17 protein-coding genes are annotated in these 17227 nt (G+C 57.1%); 12 read left to right on the plus strand and 5 right to left on the minus strand.

The features are described 5' to 3' along the window. The first annotated feature begins 8 nt into the window (after positions 1–8). The 3 genes from pgaB to pgaD are packed head-to-tail and all read left to right on the plus strand — an operon-like array spanning position 9 to position 3783. Positions 9–2015: a poly-beta-1,6-N-acetyl-D-glucosamine N-deacetylase PgaB gene (pgaB, locus tag AWX27_RS05205; RefSeq protein WP_060419930.1), complete on the plus strand. Its 2007-nt coding sequence runs from the start codon at positions 9–11 to the stop codon at positions 2013–2015. Then, positions 2012–3346 carry a poly-beta-1,6-N-acetyl-D-glucosamine synthase gene (gene pgaC, locus AWX27_RS05210; protein WP_038876552.1) on the plus strand — a complete coding sequence of 445 codons (1335 nt, stop codon included), beginning with the start codon at positions 2012–2014 and terminating at the stop codon, positions 3344–3346. Before pgaB ends, pgaC begins: the two co-directional genes overlap by 4 nt. After that, the gene (pgaD, locus tag AWX27_RS05215) at positions 3343–3783 is read left to right on the plus strand and encodes a poly-beta-1,6-N-acetyl-D-glucosamine biosynthesis protein PgaD (RefSeq protein WP_060419934.1); all 441 of its coding nucleotides are present in this window, start codon (positions 3343–3345) and stop codon (positions 3781–3783) included. Before pgaC ends, pgaD begins: the two co-directional genes overlap by 4 nt. On the opposite strand, the gene AWX27_RS05220 is transcribed toward pgaD, so the two are convergent. Continuing rightward, positions 3780–4235, minus strand: a complete 456-nt coding sequence (locus AWX27_RS05220) for a DUF805 domain-containing protein (RefSeq protein WP_060419938.1) — start codon at positions 4233–4235, stop codon at positions 3780–3782. The two genes, pgaD and AWX27_RS05220, sit on opposite strands and share 4 nt — an antisense overlap. Positions 4236–4514: 279 nt before the next feature. Between AWX27_RS05220 and mltB the strand changes: the two genes are divergently transcribed. Next, positions 4515–5603 (plus strand): lytic murein transglycosylase B, encoded by a 1089-nt coding sequence (gene mltB / locus AWX27_RS05225; RefSeq protein ID WP_038876549.1) that lies wholly within the window; start codon positions 4515–4517, stop codon positions 5601–5603. 57 nt (positions 5604–5660) lie between these two features. On the opposite strand, the gene AWX27_RS05230 is transcribed toward mltB, so the two are convergent. Beyond that, positions 5661–6812 carry a porin gene (locus AWX27_RS05230; RefSeq protein ID WP_038876548.1) on the minus strand — a complete coding sequence of 384 codons (1152 nt, stop codon included), beginning with the start codon at positions 6810–6812 and terminating at the stop codon, positions 5661–5663. A gap of 398 nt (positions 6813–7210) precedes the next feature. Here AWX27_RS05230 and AWX27_RS05235 point away from each other — a divergent pair, with 398 nt between their 5' ends. The 3 genes from AWX27_RS05235 to AWX27_RS05245 are packed head-to-tail and all read left to right on the plus strand — an operon-like array spanning position 7211 to position 8777. Further along, complete coding sequence (locus AWX27_RS05235; RefSeq protein ID WP_049200124.1) at positions 7211–7501, plus strand: hypothetical protein; 291 nt, start codon at positions 7211–7213, stop codon at positions 7499–7501. A gap of 46 nt (positions 7502–7547) precedes the next feature. Then, positions 7548–8471, plus strand: a complete 924-nt coding sequence (locus AWX27_RS05240) for a DMT family transporter (protein ID WP_060419941.1) — start codon at positions 7548–7550, stop codon at positions 8469–8471. A 3-nt stretch (positions 8472–8474) separates the two neighbouring features. Continuing rightward, positions 8475–8777, plus strand: a complete 303-nt coding sequence (locus AWX27_RS05245; RefSeq protein WP_060419942.1) for a hypothetical protein — start codon at positions 8475–8477, stop codon at positions 8775–8777. 11 nt (positions 8778–8788) lie between these two features. On the opposite strand, the gene dsdC is transcribed toward AWX27_RS05245, so the two are convergent. Next, complete coding sequence (gene dsdC / locus AWX27_RS05250) at positions 8789–9718, minus strand: DNA-binding transcriptional regulator DsdC (RefSeq protein ID WP_033648097.1); 930 nt, start codon at positions 9716–9718, stop codon at positions 8789–8791. Between the two features lie 384 nt (positions 9719–10102). Between dsdC and AWX27_RS05255 the strand changes: the two genes are divergently transcribed. Both AWX27_RS05255 and AWX27_RS05260 read left to right on the plus strand, forming a co-directional pair. Continuing rightward, positions 10103–11581, plus strand: coding sequence for a DUF8093 domain-containing protein (locus AWX27_RS05255; RefSeq protein WP_060419945.1), 1479 nt, complete (start codon positions 10103–10105; stop codon positions 11579–11581). 7 nt (positions 11582–11588) lie between these two features. After that, positions 11589–12332 (plus strand): ankyrin repeat domain-containing protein, encoded by a 744-nt coding sequence (locus AWX27_RS05260; protein WP_060419947.1) that lies wholly within the window; start codon positions 11589–11591, stop codon positions 12330–12332. A 93-nt stretch (positions 12333–12425) separates the two neighbouring features. Here AWX27_RS05260 and AWX27_RS05265 read toward each other — a convergent pair whose 3' ends face one another. Further along, positions 12426–12677, minus strand: coding sequence for a CsbD family protein (locus AWX27_RS05265; protein WP_047730161.1), 252 nt, complete (start codon positions 12675–12677; stop codon positions 12426–12428). 134 nt (positions 12678–12811) lie between these two features. After that, positions 12812–14308 (minus strand): helix-turn-helix transcriptional regulator, encoded by a 1497-nt coding sequence (locus tag AWX27_RS05270; protein WP_060419949.1) that lies wholly within the window; start codon positions 14306–14308, stop codon positions 12812–12814. Between the two features lie 229 nt (positions 14309–14537). Here AWX27_RS05270 and AWX27_RS05275 point away from each other — a divergent pair, with 229 nt between their 5' ends. From AWX27_RS05275 to AWX27_RS05285, 3 genes are all read left to right on the plus strand, one after another. Then, positions 14538–15509 (plus strand): YrzE family protein, encoded by a 972-nt coding sequence (locus tag AWX27_RS05275; protein WP_038876539.1) that lies wholly within the window; start codon positions 14538–14540, stop codon positions 15507–15509. A gap of 1 nt (position 15510) precedes the next feature. Further along, positions 15511–15732: a hypothetical protein gene (locus AWX27_RS05280; RefSeq protein WP_004936288.1), complete on the plus strand. Its 222-nt coding sequence runs from the start codon at positions 15511–15513 to the stop codon at positions 15730–15732. A 694-nt stretch (positions 15733–16426) separates the two neighbouring features. After that, a complete protein-coding gene (locus tag AWX27_RS05285) occupies positions 16427–17227 on the plus strand; it encodes a helix-turn-helix domain-containing protein (protein WP_060419953.1) in 801 nt (266 codons plus the stop codon).

A 17227-nucleotide genomic window follows, 5' to 3' on the forward strand; every position in this document is an offset into this window, starting at 1 on the left:
GAATAATCATGCTTATTCGATCCTCGCTTTTCGTGTTGGCCGCGTTGCTGACCACCGCCTGCAGCCAGGCGGACGTGCCGCGCTTCACGCCGCCGGCGGAGCGCCCCGTGGGGCCGATGGAACGCCCTTGGCCGGCCAACCGTTACGCGGTGCTGGCGTATCACGACGTGGAAGACGGCGCGGCGGACCAGCGCTACATGTCGGTGCGCACCAGCGCGCTCAACGAACAGTTCGCCTGGCTGAAGCAAAACGGCTACCAACCGGTGTCGGTCGAGCAGATCCTGCAGGCGCAAAACGGCGGCCCGGCGTTGCCGAACAAGGCGGTGCTGCTGACCTTCGACGACGGCTACCGCAGCTTCTACAGCCGGGTCTTCCCGCTGCTGAAGGCCTACAACTGGCCGGCGGTGCTGGCGCCGGTCGGCGTCTGGCTGGATGCGCCGGCCGGCAAGCCGGTCGATTTCGGCGGCCTGATGACGCCGCGCGATCGCTTCCTCACCTGGCAGCAGGTGCGGGAGGTGTCGGACTCCGGGCTGGTGGAGATCGGCGCGCACACCTACGCGTCGCATTACGGCGGCATCGCCAACCCGCAGGGCAATACCGAACCGGCGGTCGCCAATCGGCTGTACGACGCCAAACAGGGCCGCTACGAAAGCGAGGCGGAATATCGCCAACGCATCGAGAAGGACGTGGCGTTGATCACCCAGCGCATCACCGCCGCCACCGGTAAGGCGCCGCGCGTGTGGGTCTGGCCGTACGGCGCGGCCGGCGGCGTGGCGCTGGACATCGCGCGCAAGCACGGTTACCGCATGGCGCTGACGCTGGAGAACGGGCTGGGAGACGTCAACGCGCCTGAAAACGTGCCGCGCATGCTGGTGGCCGGTAACCCGTCGCTGACGAGCTTCGCCCAGCAGCTGACGCAGATACAGAACCGGCAGATCATGCGGGTGGCGCACGTCGATCTCGACTACCTCTACGATCCCGATCCGCAGCAGCAGGCCAAAAACCTCGACAAGCTGATCCAGCGCATCTACGACCTGCGCATCAATACCGTTTTCCTGCAGGCGTTCGCCGATCCAAAAGGCGACGGCAACGTGCGCGAGCTCTATTTCCCCAACCGCTGGCTGCCGATGAAGGCCGACCTGTTCAACCGGGTCTCCTGGCAGCTCTCTTCGCGCACCGGCGTGGCCGTGTATGCCTGGATGCCGGTGCTGGCGTTCGAACTGGGCTCTGACGTGCCGCGCGTACAGCGCCTCGATCCGCAAAGCGGGCAGCTGTCGGTAGACGACAAGCAGTACCGCCGCCTGTCGCCGTTCAGCCCGGTGGCGCGCCAGCGCATCGGTGAGATCTACGAGGATCTGGCGGCCCACGCCACCTTCAAAGGGATCCTGTTCCACGACGATGCCCTGCTGTCGGACTTCGAGGACGCCGGCCCCGACGCCGTTGCGGCCTACCGCCAGGCCGGCTTCGCCGATTCGGTGGCGGCGATACGCCAGGATCCGCAGCAGATGGTGCGCTGGACGCGCTTCAAGAGCCGGGCGCTGATCGCGTTTACCCAGTCGCTGACCGAGCGGGTGCGGGCGATCCGCGGCCCGCAGGTGCAAACCGCGCGCAACATCTATGCGATGCCGGTGCTCGATCCCGCCAGCGAAGCCTGGTTCGGCCAGAATCTGGCGGATTTCCTGCAGGCCTACGACTGGGTGGCGCCGATGGCGATGCCGCTGATGGAAAACGTGTCGCGCGCCGACAGCGGCCGCTGGCTGGATCAACTGGTGGGCAAAGTGGCCGCTTACCCCGGCGCGCTCGATAAAACGGTGTTTGAGTTGCAGGCCGTCGACTGGCGCAAGGAGCGCCGGATCAGCCTGGATGACGGTCAACTGCTGGCCGAATGGATGCGTCGCCTGCAGCGCAATGGCGCTCAGAGCTTTGGTTATTACCCCGACAACTTCCTCGACGATCGGCCTAAGCTGGATGCCGTTCGCCCGGTGTTGTCCTCAGCCTGGTTCCCACTGCCATGACCGATCGTTTAATTGCCTTATTTATTCTGTGTCTGGTGTTGAGCGTGCCTTTCGGCATCGTCCTGTTGTTTACCGGCGAAGTGCTGCTCAACTTCGTGTTTTTCTGGCCGTTGTTCATGTCCGGTATCTGGATCGCCGGCGGCATCTATTTCTGGCTGCACCGCGAGCGCCACTGGCGCTGGAGCCCGGACATGCCCGCGCCGGTGCTGCCGGGCAACCCGTCGATCAGCGTACTGATCCCCTGTTTCAACGAAGGGTTGAACGCGCGTGAAACCATTTCGGCGGCGATGGCGCAGCGCTATGAAAATATCGAAGTGATCGCCATCAACGACGGTTCCAGCGATGACACCGCCGAGGTGCTGGATCAGTTGACGCTGGAGTTCCCCCGCCTGCGGGTGATCCATCTGGCGCAAAATCAGGGCAAAGCGATCGCGCTGCAGGCGGGCGCGGCGGCGGCGCGCAGCGAGTTTCTGGTGTGCATCGACGGCGATGCGCTGCTGGATCGCGATGCGGCGGCCTATTTGGTGGCGCCGCTGTTGGCCAATCCGCACGTCGGCGCCGTGACCGGCAACCCGCGCATCCGCACGCGCTCCACGCTGATCGGCCGCATCCAGGTCGGTGAGTTTTCGTCGATCATCGGCCTTATCAAGCGCACGCAGCGCGTCTATGGCCGCCTGTTCACCATCTCCGGCGTGGTGGCCGCGTTTCGTAAGCAAGCGCTTACCGATGTCGGCTACTGGAGCCAGGACATGATCACCGAAGACATCGACATCAGCTGGAAGCTGCAGCTCAAGCACTGGGCTATCTTCTTCGAACCGCGGGCGCTGTGCTGGATCCTGATGCCGGAGACCCTGCGCGGGCTGTGGAAGCAGCGCCTGCGCTGGGCGCAGGGCGGCGCCGAGGTGTTTTTAAAGAATCTGCGCAACCTGTGGGCCTGGGAGCACCGGCATATGTGGCTGCTGTTCGCCGAGTATTGCCTCTCTACGTTGTGGGCGTTCACTTACCTGGTCAGCGTGCTGATTTTCCTGGTCGGGCTGGCGGTGCCGCTGCCGGAGGGCATTCGCATTCACTCGTTGCTGACGCCGGCGTTTACCGGCCTGGTGCTGGGCGTGGTGTGCCTGCTGCAGTTCACCGTCAGCCTGCTGCTGGAGAAGCGCTATGAGAAGGGCTTCGGCCGCTCGCTGTTCTGGATCATCTGGTATCCGCTGGTGTATTGGCTGCTCAGCCTGCTGACCACGCTGGTGGCGTTTTCCAAAGTGATGTTGAAAGCTCGGCGCGGGCGTGCGCGCTGGATCAGCCCCGATCGGGGCATTGGGAGGATCAAAGAATGACGGACGTTCTGATTTATTCCGAACGCGGCCTGCTGCCGCGCGTGGTAGACAGCCTGTTGACGCTTTTTGCCTGGTGCGGCTTCCTTTATCTGTTCAGCCGAGGCCTGATGTCGGTGATGGATCAGCACGGGGTGGGTTCCGCCCTGTCGCTGCTGGAGGTGATCTCGCTGTATATCATTGTGGCGTTGTTCAATGCCGTCACGTTGATCGCCTGGGCCAAATACAACCAGTATTTCTCCCGCCGCAGGGCGGCCGGCCGCTGGCGGAAACAGCAACCGAACACCCACATCGGCTATATCACGCCGGAGTTAACCCGGCAGCTGCGGCATTTGCCGATCGCCGTGGTGTCCCATAACAGCGGCGGCGGCATCAGCCAGGTCAGCGGCAGGCTGACGGCGGCCGAACCGGCAGCGAACAAGGTGGTGCAGCTGCGTTAGTCGTCAGCGTTGCCGTCCGGCTTGCGGCGCAGCCCGCCCGGCGGCAACAGCAGGGCGCAGATCATGACGGCCAGGCTGAACAGCGGCAGCCAGCGCGCCACCGGGCCGGGGGAGTAGTTGTTGAGCACCGAGCAAACATAGCACGCCACGGCCAGCGCCCAACCCGGCAGGCCGATATCGTTGAGCCGAAACGCGGTTTTGGCCATAAACCACGTCACCAGGCCGAAACAGAACAGCGCCCAGACCATAATGCACAGCAGGTACAGCAATACCGAGACGAATTCCTCGGTATCGCCGTGCGCATGGGCGCGAAAATGGTTTTTATCCAGGTAGGTCGACAGAAACGACAGCAACACGATGCCAATGGCGAAGATCGCCAGCGAGAAAACAAAGGGTTTGCGCGAGATGCGCCCACGGTAAAGATCTTTGGCGAGTTGTCCGAGAGATTCCATTACAGTCCATTGTTGTGATCATTGCGGCGATAGCCGGATGGCAAGCAGCCGGGCATTTTATCGGGGTAAAAGGGGGCGTCAAGGTGATAATTTTTCTCATTTAGTCGCGGTTGAGATTCCGCGCGGCCGCACCGGGCGTCCTTTCACCGTGCAAAACGTCACAATTTGGCACGTTTGGCTACCTGACGCGGTAATTGGCGACATAATCCAGTTTGTTCGCGCCGAACAATGCATTAACATAACTCCCACTTATCTCTTGCATGGTTATATGGATATCCGATGCGTCACCTGGTTGCGCTTTTACCGCTGATTACCTTGCTTGCTGCCTGTAGCAGCACGCCGAAACCCAGTCCCACCGCTACGCCGCAGGGCACCCCGGTAAAGGGCGGCTTTTTGCTGAGCCCGGCGCACAGCGGCGCGCCGCTGGGTGGTGATTTCGCCAATAACCCGAATACCGCGCGCTTTATCGATAAGATGGTGCAGGAACACGGCTTTGATCGGCAGCAGCTGCACGACGTGCTGGCGCAGGCACGGCGCCTGGATTCGGTACTGCGGCTGATGGACAGGCAGGCGCCGACGCCGTCGACCCAGGGGCCAACCGGGCCGAATGGCTCCTGGCTGCGCTACCGCAACAAGTTCATCACGCCGGATAACGTGCAAAACGGCGTGGTGTTCTGGAATCAATATCAGGATGCGCTGCAGCGTGCCTGGCAGGTGTACGGCGTGCCGCCGGAGATCATCGTGGGGATTATCGGCGTGGAGACCCGCTGGGGCCGCGTAATGGGTAAAACCCGCATTATCGATGCGCTGGCGACGCTGGCCTTCGACTACCCGCGCCGCGCCGATTACTTTGCCGGTGAGCTGGAAACCTTCCTGCTGATGTCGCGCACCGAAGGCGACGATCCGCTCGAGCTGCGCGGCTCCTTCGCCGGCGCGATGGGCTATGGGCAGTTCATGCCTTCTTCCTTCAAGAGCTATGCGGTCGACTTCAACGGCGATGGCCATATCAACCTGTGGGATCCGGTCGATGCCATCGGCAGCGTGGCCAATTACTTCAAGGCGCACGGTTGGTCCAAAGGCGAGCCGGTCGCGATTCAGGCCAACGGCCAGGCGCCGGGGTTGGAAAACGGCTTCAAGACCCGCTACTCGGTCACCGCGCTGGCGGAAGCCGGCCTGAGCCCGCAGGGATCGCTCGGGGATAACCAGGAAGCCAGCCTGTTGCGGCTGGACGTCGGCACCGGCTACCAGTATTGGTACGGCCTGCCGAACTTCTACACCATCACCCGTTATAACCACAGCACCCATTACGCCATGGCGGTATGGCAGCTGGGCGAAGCGGTAGGGCGCTCGGCGCGCGGCGGTTTCTGACGCTGCGCCCATAAACGAAAAAGGCCGCTTGCGCGGCCTTTTTTACGTTCTGAGCAATCAGAAATCGTAGCGCAGACGCACCACGGTCATATCGCCGAGGTTGTCGGTGCTCGATGTCAGCACGTGCTCTACGTCAACGCGGAAGCCGTAGTCAAACTGCACGGTAACCCCGAGGCCGTTGTCGATGCGCTGGTAGTTGCGCCCGGTGACGTATTCCAGGCGATCGCCCATAAAGTACGGCATCACCGATTTCACCGCGTACTGGCCAACCGGCACGGTATAACCGGCCAGGTATTCGATACCCCACGCATCGCCGGCGAAGTAATTGTTGACGTCGGCTTTCTTGGTGGTCAGGAAGTCGTGGTAGTAACCGCCGCCGAAGGTGAGGGTCCAGTTGTCCGGTTTCCAGCTGAGGGCGGTGCCGACGATGTTCTGATCGTAGCTCTTGCTGCCGCTGGTGGACGGGTTGCGCATTTCGGCGCGGGTGTAGTTCCAGGCGGTGCCCCAGGTCAGATCCTGCGTGATGTGGTAATCCACGCCCAGTGAGCCGCCGCCTTTGCGCTTATAGCGCAGGCCGTTGCCCGGCAGGTAGTCGCTGTCGCTGAACAGGTACGACGCATAAACGTCCGCATCGCCGAAGCGGTTCTTGTACTTCAGCATTTTGCGTGAACGGTAAGAGCCGTCGTAGTCGCCGTTGATGCCGTTGCCCGGCGCCTGGGCCAACATGTCGTAGTCCCAGATATCGGTCTTGGCGCCAACCACATCATAGTAAACGCTGTTCTGCTGGCCGAAGGTCATCTGGCCCCAGGTGTTGCTTTTCAGGCCGGTGTACAGCATGCGGCGGCTGGTGTTTCTCGCGCCGTCGGCATAGTGATGATCCCAGTCGAACAGCGCCGGAATGTTTACGCCCAGCTCGTAGTAGCTGATCCAGCTGATATCGTCGAACAGGTAGTAGTCCGCCGCGAAACGGAAGCGGGTGCCGCCGTCAAAGCCGTTACGCTTGTAGGAACCTTTGTCGCCGTCGCCCGTCATGTTGTTGAACTGCGGACGGATGCTGCCGCCAACGGTGAAGTTCAGGCGGCTGAGCGGATCACCGGCCTGTGGATCCTGCTTCAGCAGGGTGATTTCCGCCTGAGCGGCGAACGACGCGCTGCCGATCGCCAGACCCAGCGCCACCGCTTGAGTCAATACGCGCAATTTCATTGCCATGTGTTATCCCTGTTTTATGTATGACCGCCCCCATCAGCGCCGCCATGCCGATGTTTTGCGCAGAACGCTGCGTTTTTGCGCATTTTGACGGTTTTTTTTGGTGTTTTAGCGGCGGGCGGCATTTGTAACATAAACAGGGACATAAATAATTACTTTTCTTGCTAATTATTGGCCGGTTTTTGACCATTCCGTGCGGTGCAAAGGGCCGCTGTTCATGTTTCTCGATTCGGATGAATTCATTTAACGCCAAGGTTTATATTTTTCATTTGTCAGTCACCGGCGCCAGCCTGTAATTTCATCCGTGCAAGAGGTAATTAATTTGAGCCTTTTACCGGTGTATTAACGTCAGCCTTTGTCTGCGTAATCGGCCGGCATGAATAAGCGATTGGGAGGTCGCCATGAGAAACCTGTTAATGTTGTTAGTGGGGCTGTTTTCACTGCCGGCGATGGCGGCGGAGTCGCACGTTTGTCATTCTCAAGCGTATGATTATGCAGAGGTTAGTAAGCTTAGGCTGTCGGATGACACCCTGTTCACCTGCCGCGGCGTGGGGCGCCTGACGATCCCTGAATTAGCGCGTAAAGGATGGAGGGTGATTCATCTGGCGCAGCAAACGGAATATACCGACTCTGTCGATAGCGATGGTGAGGTTATTAAGCTTTATCAGGAAATCGTGGTTTATAAAGAATAACGCGACGGTTGCCCGTTATTATTCTCACGGTGGCGAGAACCCTATTATGAATGCGAGAATCGGAATCGACGGCAGGGCTGCCGCCGCGATGGTGATGCTATGCGCCATCTGGGGAATGCAACAGGTGGCAATCAAGGCCGCCGAGCCGGATGTGTCGGCGGTGCTGCAAATCGCCATTCGCTCGGGTCTCGCCGCGTTGGCGGTTTACCTGCTGGCGCGCGGCCGCGGCGAGCGCTTCACCTGGGATCGCGCCACGCTGTGCGCCGGTTTGAGCGTGGGGGCATTGTTCGCGCTGGAGTTCTTTTTTGTCTCCGCAGGGCTGCGTTACACCAGCGCCTCGCATATGGCGGTGTTTTTGTACACCGCGCCGCTGTTTTCCGCCCTTGGCCTGCATTTTCTCCTTCCTCAGGAGCGCCTGTCGCCGGTGCAGTGGCTGGGCATGCTCATCGCCTTTGGCGGCGTGGTGCTGGCCATATCGGGCATGGCTGAGGGAAGCGGCGGAGCCGAACGGCTGAAAGGCGATCTCTACGGCCTGCTGGCGGGGATCGCCTGGGGAGCCTCTACCCTGGTGATCCGCACCACGCGCCTGGCGGAGTGCCCGGCCAAACAGACGCTGCTGTGCCAGCTGACGGGCGCCTGTGTGCTGTTGTCGTTGCCGGCGCTGGCGACGGGAAACCTGCATTTCACCCTGAGCCCGGTGGCCTGGTACAGCCTGCTGTTCCAGACCGTGGTGGTGTCGTTTTTCAGCTACCTGATCTGGTTTTCGCTGCTGCGTCGCTATCAGGCCTCCTCACTGGGCATTCTCACCTTTATGACGCCGGTATTCGGTATCCTGGCGGGGGTCGTTATTCTCGGCGAGCCGTTGCAAATTGAGTTTGTATTGGGGGCCGTGCTGATCGTGCTGGGATTAATCGTGGTGAGTTGTTCTTATCTTATTTATTTTGACCGAAGGGTGGCACCCAAAATATAAATTATGGATGTTGATGTACAGAACTACCAAATAAGCTGCGAAAGCCAATTCATTATTCAGCTGCAAATATCCCGCTATGCCTGGGGCGTGCCGCTGATCACGCTCAGCGATAACGGTGATTTTACCGTGATAAGAAGCCGAGGCTGGTCGAGGTTAGCTAATGGGAGACAATTGGAAGTTTATTATTTTGCCAATAATTCCCTGCTTACCTGGGATAAAAACCGCAAATATATCTCTTATTCAAAGGCCGGCCGGCTCTACGCCTGCGCGCTGCATTTTTCTTATTCCCCCAAAATAGAGCGCTAACCCTCTGGCCATCAGACCAGAGGGGCGATTTTCATGATCCACTGCTTAAACGCGAGGATTTTCGGCCACTGCCGCTCGGAGATGGTCGAGGTGAAATAGCAGTGCTCGCAGGGCACGGTCATGTCGGTGAACGGAATGATCAGCTCGCCGCTTTTGATCCAATCCTGCACCAGATTGAGCCGCCCCATGGCGACGCCAAGGTGCCGCGTGGCGGCCAGCACCGCGAGATCGGAGCGGTCGAACTCCATGCTCTTGCTGTCGGTATCCAGCCCCAGCGCAAAGTGTTGCGACCAGGTTTGCCACTCGTCTTCGCCGGAGTTGTAGCGATCGTGCAGCAGCGTGCAGTGGGCCAGGTTTTCCGGCGCATCGTACAGGCTATGTGCGGCGGCATACTGCGGCGTGCAGATCGGCACCATCGATTCCTGCATAAAAGCCTCGTCCAGATGCCGCCCCGAGGGCAGTTTGCCGAAGTACATCGCCAAGTCCACGCCGCGGTTGGCCAGGTTGATGATCTCCTGCCCGGTCAGAATGTTGAGGTGAATGGTGGGGTGCTGGGCGATAAAGTCGCCGATGCGAGGCAGCAACAGGCATTGCACCAGAGAGGGGTGCGAATAGAGGGTCAACGTCCCCGTCAGCTCGCGATTTTTGATGTCCAGAATTTCCTGATTCAGCGTGTTGAAGGAGCTGTCCAGCGCCCATTGCATGCGCTCGCCCTCCGGGGTCAGGGTAATTCTGCGATGAAAGCGCTGGAATAGCAGGAAGCCCAACTCCTTTTCGAGCAGATTAATGCGGTGGCTTACGGCGCTGGGGGTGATCGACAATTCTTGCGCCGCCAGCGCAAAAGATAAATGACGGGCGACGCATTCGAAAGTATGCAACCGGGAAAATTGATAGCTGGTCAGCGGGGTGGCCCGCTGTGAATGTTTTTTACTGGGGAACATGCTATTTCTCCGTGCACGTAATGCGCTAATATTAACACTTAATGGCATGAGTGATAAACCCAAGTTGATTAATATGTTCAGGTTATATATCAGGACCCTGTTTACTGATTACCGTCATAGATTTTAAGGATTAAGATGATGAGATAACATGAACCGGTAAATGACTTGTCTGCTGGCAGACTGAAATTAGAAATTGACGAGGTCTGACATAAACCTGTTAAAGATAAATGTGACGTATAAGGAGAAACGGTGAAAAATAAGGCCGTTATTTCTTACGCACGTATCGGTCAAGTAGAGCTGTAGGTATGATGAAAAACTGGCTCGTCCAGTGACGTTCACTGACAGACGAAGGGAAAGCCAGTAGCAAGCCGAAGGGAGGCCATTGTGCAGTTGATTTATTTTATGTCGGAATCGTTGGCGCCGGAGAAATTCGCCCGCATCCTTAATCCCGCCGATGCGCGTTATGAGCTGGAGCGACATTACCTGTTCGGCGGTTCGTCCATGTCGTCGATATCGAGCAGGCACACTATCACGCGCAATACGCAGTCCGGTATTGGCGTATCGAGTTACCGGGAAGATAGCGGCATGAAGCGCGGCGTGTTTGACGAACTAAAACGCGGCAGTTTGCTTGCCGTCGATGCAAGTATCGGTGCCTGGAGCCCCGTCAAATATCCGTTTTTCATCAATGCGCAAGGGCGCCTGCAGCGTTATCCCGGGACTGTATTACCGCCGCAGTACCCAGTCGAACGTATAATTCAACGTTATGAAGAGATGATCAGCCGATACGCCGCCAGGCCTAAACCAACTTCCTTGCCCCCGAGACAAAACACCGCTAAAAATCCCCCGCTGATGCAGGCGGTGGCCGCCGCCGTTGGCTCAAGCCTTACCGTCATCAAAGAGGTCGTTCGCCCAATGAGCAAACAGGAGCGTTGGCAGGCGAGAAAATATCTGATTGGTCGGGGGGAGCGAAGTATCTATCCGGATGCGCGGATTGCGGCGCAACGCCTGGCGCAAAATAACGTCGCGGTGGAAAAGGCCAAGCTGGCGCAGAATGTCTATAACACGACCAATCCGTTGGCGGCTACGCCAGGCGTGCCGGAAGGATGGCGGGATGTGAGTAATGACGGCGGTTTTTTGGATGGTTTAGGGGTTCGCCGGGAAATGCTTTATGACAATGAGATATCACCGGGTTTTTTGGCAAGGGTTTATGCTCCGGATAAAGCCGTGTTTGGCGATGATATGAATCCGACAGTTGTTTTTCGCGGGTCAAGGATGCCTGAACTTCCTAATGGTAAACTGAATGCGGCGAAGAAGATATTTATCGATCGTGAACTGCCAGAGATAAAGAACCTGGAAGACTGGACGAATAACTTCAACCAAGGCAGAGGTGCTGAATCTGCATACTATCAAAGAGCTGTAGATATTGGCTCTTTATTAAAGGGCCGGGTAGATATCTCCGGGCATTCGCTAGGCGGTGGGCTGGCATCGGCGGCATCAATGACCAGCGGTAAATCTGGGTGGACATTTAATGCCGCGGGATTGAATTCGGGTACCGTGGAAAAGTATGGGGGTTCCTTGGTGTGCAGTGAGGATATTATCAACGCCTACCGGGTGAAGGGCGAAATTTTGACGAGGTTGCAGGAAGTCGATCTCAGGCAAGACTTTATCGACGTTAATGGCAACCTTGCATTATTGGCCGCGAAGGAAAAAATATCGTCACATTTGCCGGATGCCGTTGGTGTTAAACACACGCTTGATGGCGGTGTGGGAAATATGGGGGACCGACATGGCATCCAACAAGTGATAGACTGCATCGAACAGGAAAAAGACGATGATATCGCCACAATCGGTCACAGGATATAGAAGCTCGATGAGACAAGTTTTTAACGTGTTCGCAGCGCTGTTCATCGCGATTGGATTGGTGTTTACAACCGGATGTAAGGAGAAAGGAATGGACTTGCCGCCAGAAGGTTACTTTACAGGTCAACAGCTTGTGTTGGCTAAGGCTATCCGCGATGGGAATATCGGCAACATCAAACGGCTGGCGAAAGAGACGGATCTGAACAGCCCCGGTGAACACGATATGACATTATTGTTTTATGCCCTGGCGACGTCGACTCATGACAATGCCACGCCGGAACGGCTGCAGATTGCGACCGAGTTGGTAAAGGCCGGAGCCGATCCACTGCAACCTCGCCCCAATGGCGGTGCCAGTCCTGCTGAATGGATGGCAAAATTAGACAACGGTATTTGGTTAAAGGCATTGCTTGATGGGGGATTGTCTCCTAATGCAAGAGGCAAACTTGATGATCTACCAATAATATTTCAGACAATTAAATCCAGTAATACAGAGACAATGGCGACACTGATAAAATATGGTGCGGACATTAACATTCAGGATAGGTTAAAGAGAACACCATTAGTGGAGTGTGCTTATTTGGGGCGAATTGACCATATGAATCTTCTGCTTAAACATGGTGCAAATCCGTTTATTGAAGATAGATTTGGTGAAAACTTTGTTGATTTACTCGATGATAAAATCAAGAAAACGGAGGGTAATGATTCATTGCATACTCGATACCTTGAATTAAAGAAACTGCTGAGAGTTCAATAACAAATCGGGCCTGCATCGCCGAAAAGAACCGCGCCCGGTGGTGACCCTCCGGGCGCGGCATTCAGGGAAAAACGGTGTGCTGGTCGGCGCGCATCAACGGCGGCGCAGCAGCAGGCCGGCCAACAGGCCAGCGCCGGCAATGAGGGCTAATGCAGCGAGGGGGTTTTTCTTCATCATGCTGCCGGCGCAGCTCAGGGCGTCGCCGTATTTTTCTTGCAGCGCGCCCGCTGCATAGCGCGTGGCGCCTTCGGCCTGCAAACGTTCGTTTCCGGTGACGTCGCCCGCCATTTCCTGCGCTTTGCCCGCCACTTTTTCCATCATGCCATTGGCTTTTTCGCTGTTCATTATGATGCGCTCCTAAGGTTCGATCCGTTTGGCTTCCGCACAGGGCGAAAACCTGCATTTGCACCTCCATGTTATGCACTTCACGTTGTGCCTATAAGGGGCGTTTGCATCGGTACGGATAGTGCATTTGCAGGCTACTTGCCGTTCCTGGTGGCCGGCCCGCCGGTAAACAGACCGCGCTCCCTGGCCCAGACGATGGCTTCGCTGCGGCTATGCACGCCCAGTTTGGAATAGACCGTCGCGACATGATTGCGAATGGTGTTGAGCGCCAGATTGAGACGCGCCGCGATTTTCTTGTCCGGCAGCCCCTCGCAAATCAATTCCAGCACATCGCGCTCGCGCGGTGTGAGATCGCTGGCGTTAAATCCGGTGTGGTCGGGCCGGTTGAGGCTTTTCACGTTGGCCAGTTTTTCAATCAAGGTTTGGCTGAACCAGGAAGCGTCCTGCATCACTTCTTCGATGGCGCTCACCAGCTCCAGCTCCGAGCGTTTGCGTTCGGTAATGTCCATGAGCACCAGCAGGTAGCAGGGCGCATTGTGAATGCTGACGGCATCCGCAGAGGCCACGCAGTCGATCGACTCGCTCCCTTTCTTGCGTACCCGGATGTCCAGCCCTTCGACGTTACCGCTTTTTTCCAGCGCGGCAAACAAACGGCGGTTCGCCTCGGGATCGTCAATAAATTGGATCTCATCGACCGTTTTGCCGATCAAGGCTTCGGCGTCGTACTCGGTGGTGCGGGTGAAGGCTTCGTTGACGTCCAGCACGCGCCGCTCGTGCGCCGTACACAACAACGTCGGCACCGGGCTCAGGCGAAATGCCTTGGCGAACCGCTCTTCACTTTCCCGCAGCGCCGATTCCGCCTGACGCCGGGGTTCGAGATCGGTAAAAGTGAACAGCATGCAGTCGTCTTCATTGATGTCCAGCGGTTGGCCGGCAACCACCACCAGCTTGCTTCCGCCACCGGGCAGTTTCAGCTCGGCCTCCATTTGTGGAATGGTTGCGCCTTCCCCCAGGCGCTGAATCGCCAGCTCTTTGTGCTCAGCCTGTTCCAACACGTCGAGTTCATAGACCGAACGCCCCATGACCTGTTCACGCTGGTAACCGGTCATATCGAGGAACCCCTGATTGACCTTGACGTAACGCAGGTCGCTTAGCCGACAAATGACCGCCGGCGCTGGATTGGCGTTGAAGGTTTTTTCAAAGCGCTGTTCGGCGCTGGCCCACTCCGTCGCGTCGCTCAGGATCAGCGCCAGCAGCTCCGGCTGCCCCTGCGCATCGGTGATAATCAGGCTCCGCAGGCGGTGCACCCAGAAGCTGTCCGGATCGTCGACCTGCCGAACTTCCACTACCACATCGGTGAAGGTCTCGCCATCGGCAACCCGGTTTAGCGGGTACTGTTCCAGCGCCAGCGGGTGGTTGTTGCGATAACGCAGGGCAAACCGCGCCGCGTACTCGTCGGCATTGGCCCCCAGGGCTTTCTGGTGGCTCACGCCATGCATGGCCAACGCGGCTTCGTTGGCCCAAAGCAGCGTTTGATCGGTATCCGTCAGGATCACGCCGTCGGACAAGCCGGAGATGATTTGCTGCAGGTGGCCGCGGTGGGTTTCGCTGGCCAGGACGGATGGGTTCATGTGCTCTCCGCTAGACAGAAGGGGGAGCGGCCTCTGACGGGGGCCGCGGGTTACGCTACTCGCTGAGCAGCTTAGTGCATAACGTGCGTATTCGCAGGGTGTGAATGCACTAGTCATTCTGGCGCAAATGAACCGGGACGGCCGACGATGCCGCGCGGCAGACTGGATTTGTCTGCGCGGTTATCCGCCGTGCGTGCAATCACTTGTCCAGAAAATATAAGGAACAACGATGACCACTGTCTATGAATCAAATCGCTTTGCGTTTCAGGTGTCATGGGGCTCGATATTGGCCGGGAGTGCCGTGGCGCTGGTGACTTATCTGATCTTCAGCGTGCTGGGTACGGCTGTCGGTGCCCAGGCCGTGGATATGATGCAAAAGGGCAACCCGCTGAGCGGCTTTGGCACCGGCACCGGGATCTGGCTGCTGGTTTCAACGCTGGCCTCGCTGGCCGCAGGCGCGTTCGTCGCCGGCCGCACCGCACCGAATCGCGGCGGCTTGCATGGCCTGCTGAGCTGGGCGATCACCACCTTGCTGACCACCTGGCTGGTGGTTTCATTGGCGAGTGGCGTGGTGGGGCTGGCGGGTAGCGCGGTGGGCAAAGGGCTTTCGCTGGCGGGCAGCGGCCTGGCTGCGGCAGCGCCAAACGTGGGCGAAGGCCTCAAGCAACAGCTGGATAAAAAAGGCATCAGCCTTGACTGGGGAAGCCTGGAAAACCAGTTGAACGCCACGCTCAAGCAGACCGGCAAGCCGGAACTGGATCCAGCTCGGTTGGAACAGAAGGCCGATAGGGCGACCGCCGACGGCAAGCAATCGGCCATGGACGCGGCGGCCGATCCGGCGCGGGCCGCCTCCGAGCTCAAACAGTGGTTCGACCGCGTCAAGCAGTCCGGTGAGCCGACGTTGAGCGCGGCCGATAAGGATGCGTTGGTGAATATCGTTGCGGCGCGCACCGGCAAGAGCCGTGATGAAGCGAGCCAAATCGTCGATAACTACGCTCAGGCTTACCAGCAGGCGGTGCAGAAAGTGGAGAAACTCAAGGCTGAGGCCGAGCAGAAAGCGCGTGAAGCGGCCGATGAAGCGGCTAAACAGCTGTCGCGCGCCGCATGGGGGTCGCTGTTGGTGCTGCTGTTGGGCGCCGCGCTGAGCGCCGGCGTGGGGCGGATTGCCGAATCAACTCGCCGCACCCTCGCGGTAAGTTGAGATGAAAAAAAACCTGTCGTGCATTTCGCTGAATTATCGAAAAGTAGCCGGGGCCTCTGCGCCCGTGCTCGTCATCGATTTTTGCAACGAGAACAACGAGCGCTATACCCTGCGCTACAACCTGCCGCCGGATACCCCGGAACGCACCGAGCGGCGGGTGTCTTTGCTGCTGTATCTGTTGCGTAAGCACAGGTCCGCAGAGATCGACAACCTGGCTGATTGAGCAGCCCGTGAATGAAAAGCCCGGCTTTGCGAGCCGGGCTTTTTGCTGCGCTTGGTCAATAAAGCGTGGCACAAGCAGACGCGGCACTGTTACGAGGGAAGGGGAGGCGGTTCAGCGGGGGACCAGTGGCGATCCCATTGACATGGAGGGAAAATAGGGCATCGAACAGGGTGTGTTGAAACGTCGATTCTTCACCGTGCGGGAGAAGATAAAAAAGAAACTCGCAATGACGATCTGCGATTATCGGGCCCGAGGTTAAGATCTTGCGCTTATCCGCCGCATCTTCCTTCGCCACCGTTCATACTTTTTCGTATTCGGCTCAATAGTTTTATCAACCGGCCAAACAATAAAACACGATTTAATTTGTGATGATGAAATTCCTATTCGGCCATGCCCGTGGAGCGTAAAAAAACACTTTAAGATAAAACAATTAACATAAAGTGTGATTCACCCTGGCGGGGCAAATGCATCTTTAATGGATGCACTTTGCGTGGCGCATTTTTTATTCACGGATTTTTCGCAAGCGTATTTATATAACATGATCATTTTCAGTTATTTATATGATGACTTTTCCTATGCCGTAAAAATTGCATTGACAGGGTGATTTTTTTTAGGATTAATCTTAATGACTTGATTTGAGAGGTTAACGATTTTAATAAAAAGGACACAATCTTTATAAAGGCAGGGAGCGCTCATGGATTATAGAAAGGATATTCTTGTACAGGTCTTGGAGTATATGGAGAAAAATATTATAGAGGGGCTTTCCGTTGAGAAGGTTTCCATTATCTCGGGTTACTCTAAATGGCATTTACAGCGGTTATTTAAACATTATTTTGGCATTACGTTAGGGACTTATATCAGGAATAGAAAGCTGAGCCGGTCCGCTGTCCTGCTCAAACAGCATCAAGGTAACATATTGGATGTTGCCCTGGCATCCGGGTTTGCTTCTCAGCAATGCTACACGCGGGCATTCAAACGTTTCTTTGGCGAAACGCCCAACAGCTTTAGGAACAGCCGGGGATGGGATTTCTCCACCCAGATTCCACCGTATGGCAGCGACAATAAACCCTATTTTTATCATACGGTCATGCCGGATGACATCGACATGTTGAAGCAGTACAAGGCATTGATTTTCCACTCCGTCAGGAAGTACAGAGATGCCAGTGACATTACCCAGACGAATGATAAATGGCTAAGTAAAAATGGGAGGGCTTATAGCGTAGAAAAAAGAAAAGGGGGGCGGCCGCATGCCAACGGCAAGGAGCAAGAGGTTTTTCATTCCATATTTAACTTCTATATACCCATGGGGAAATATATTGTCATTCCCTTTATCGGGGAGCTACCTGAGTATATTGCCTTTTTTGAGGGTATCTATGACGCCCATCTGCCGGCTATTAATGTCAAAATGAGGGAGAGCTTTTTCATCGAATTATACAGACACGAGCATTTAAACAGTAAGATCATCAATGTCGATATACTTATTCCTGTGGCGTAG

Origin of the sequence: Serratia sp. 2880STDY5682894 (assembly GCF_001537385.1) — a bacterium.
Lineage (GTDB): Bacteria > Pseudomonadota > Gammaproteobacteria > Enterobacterales > Enterobacteriaceae > Serratia > Serratia nevei.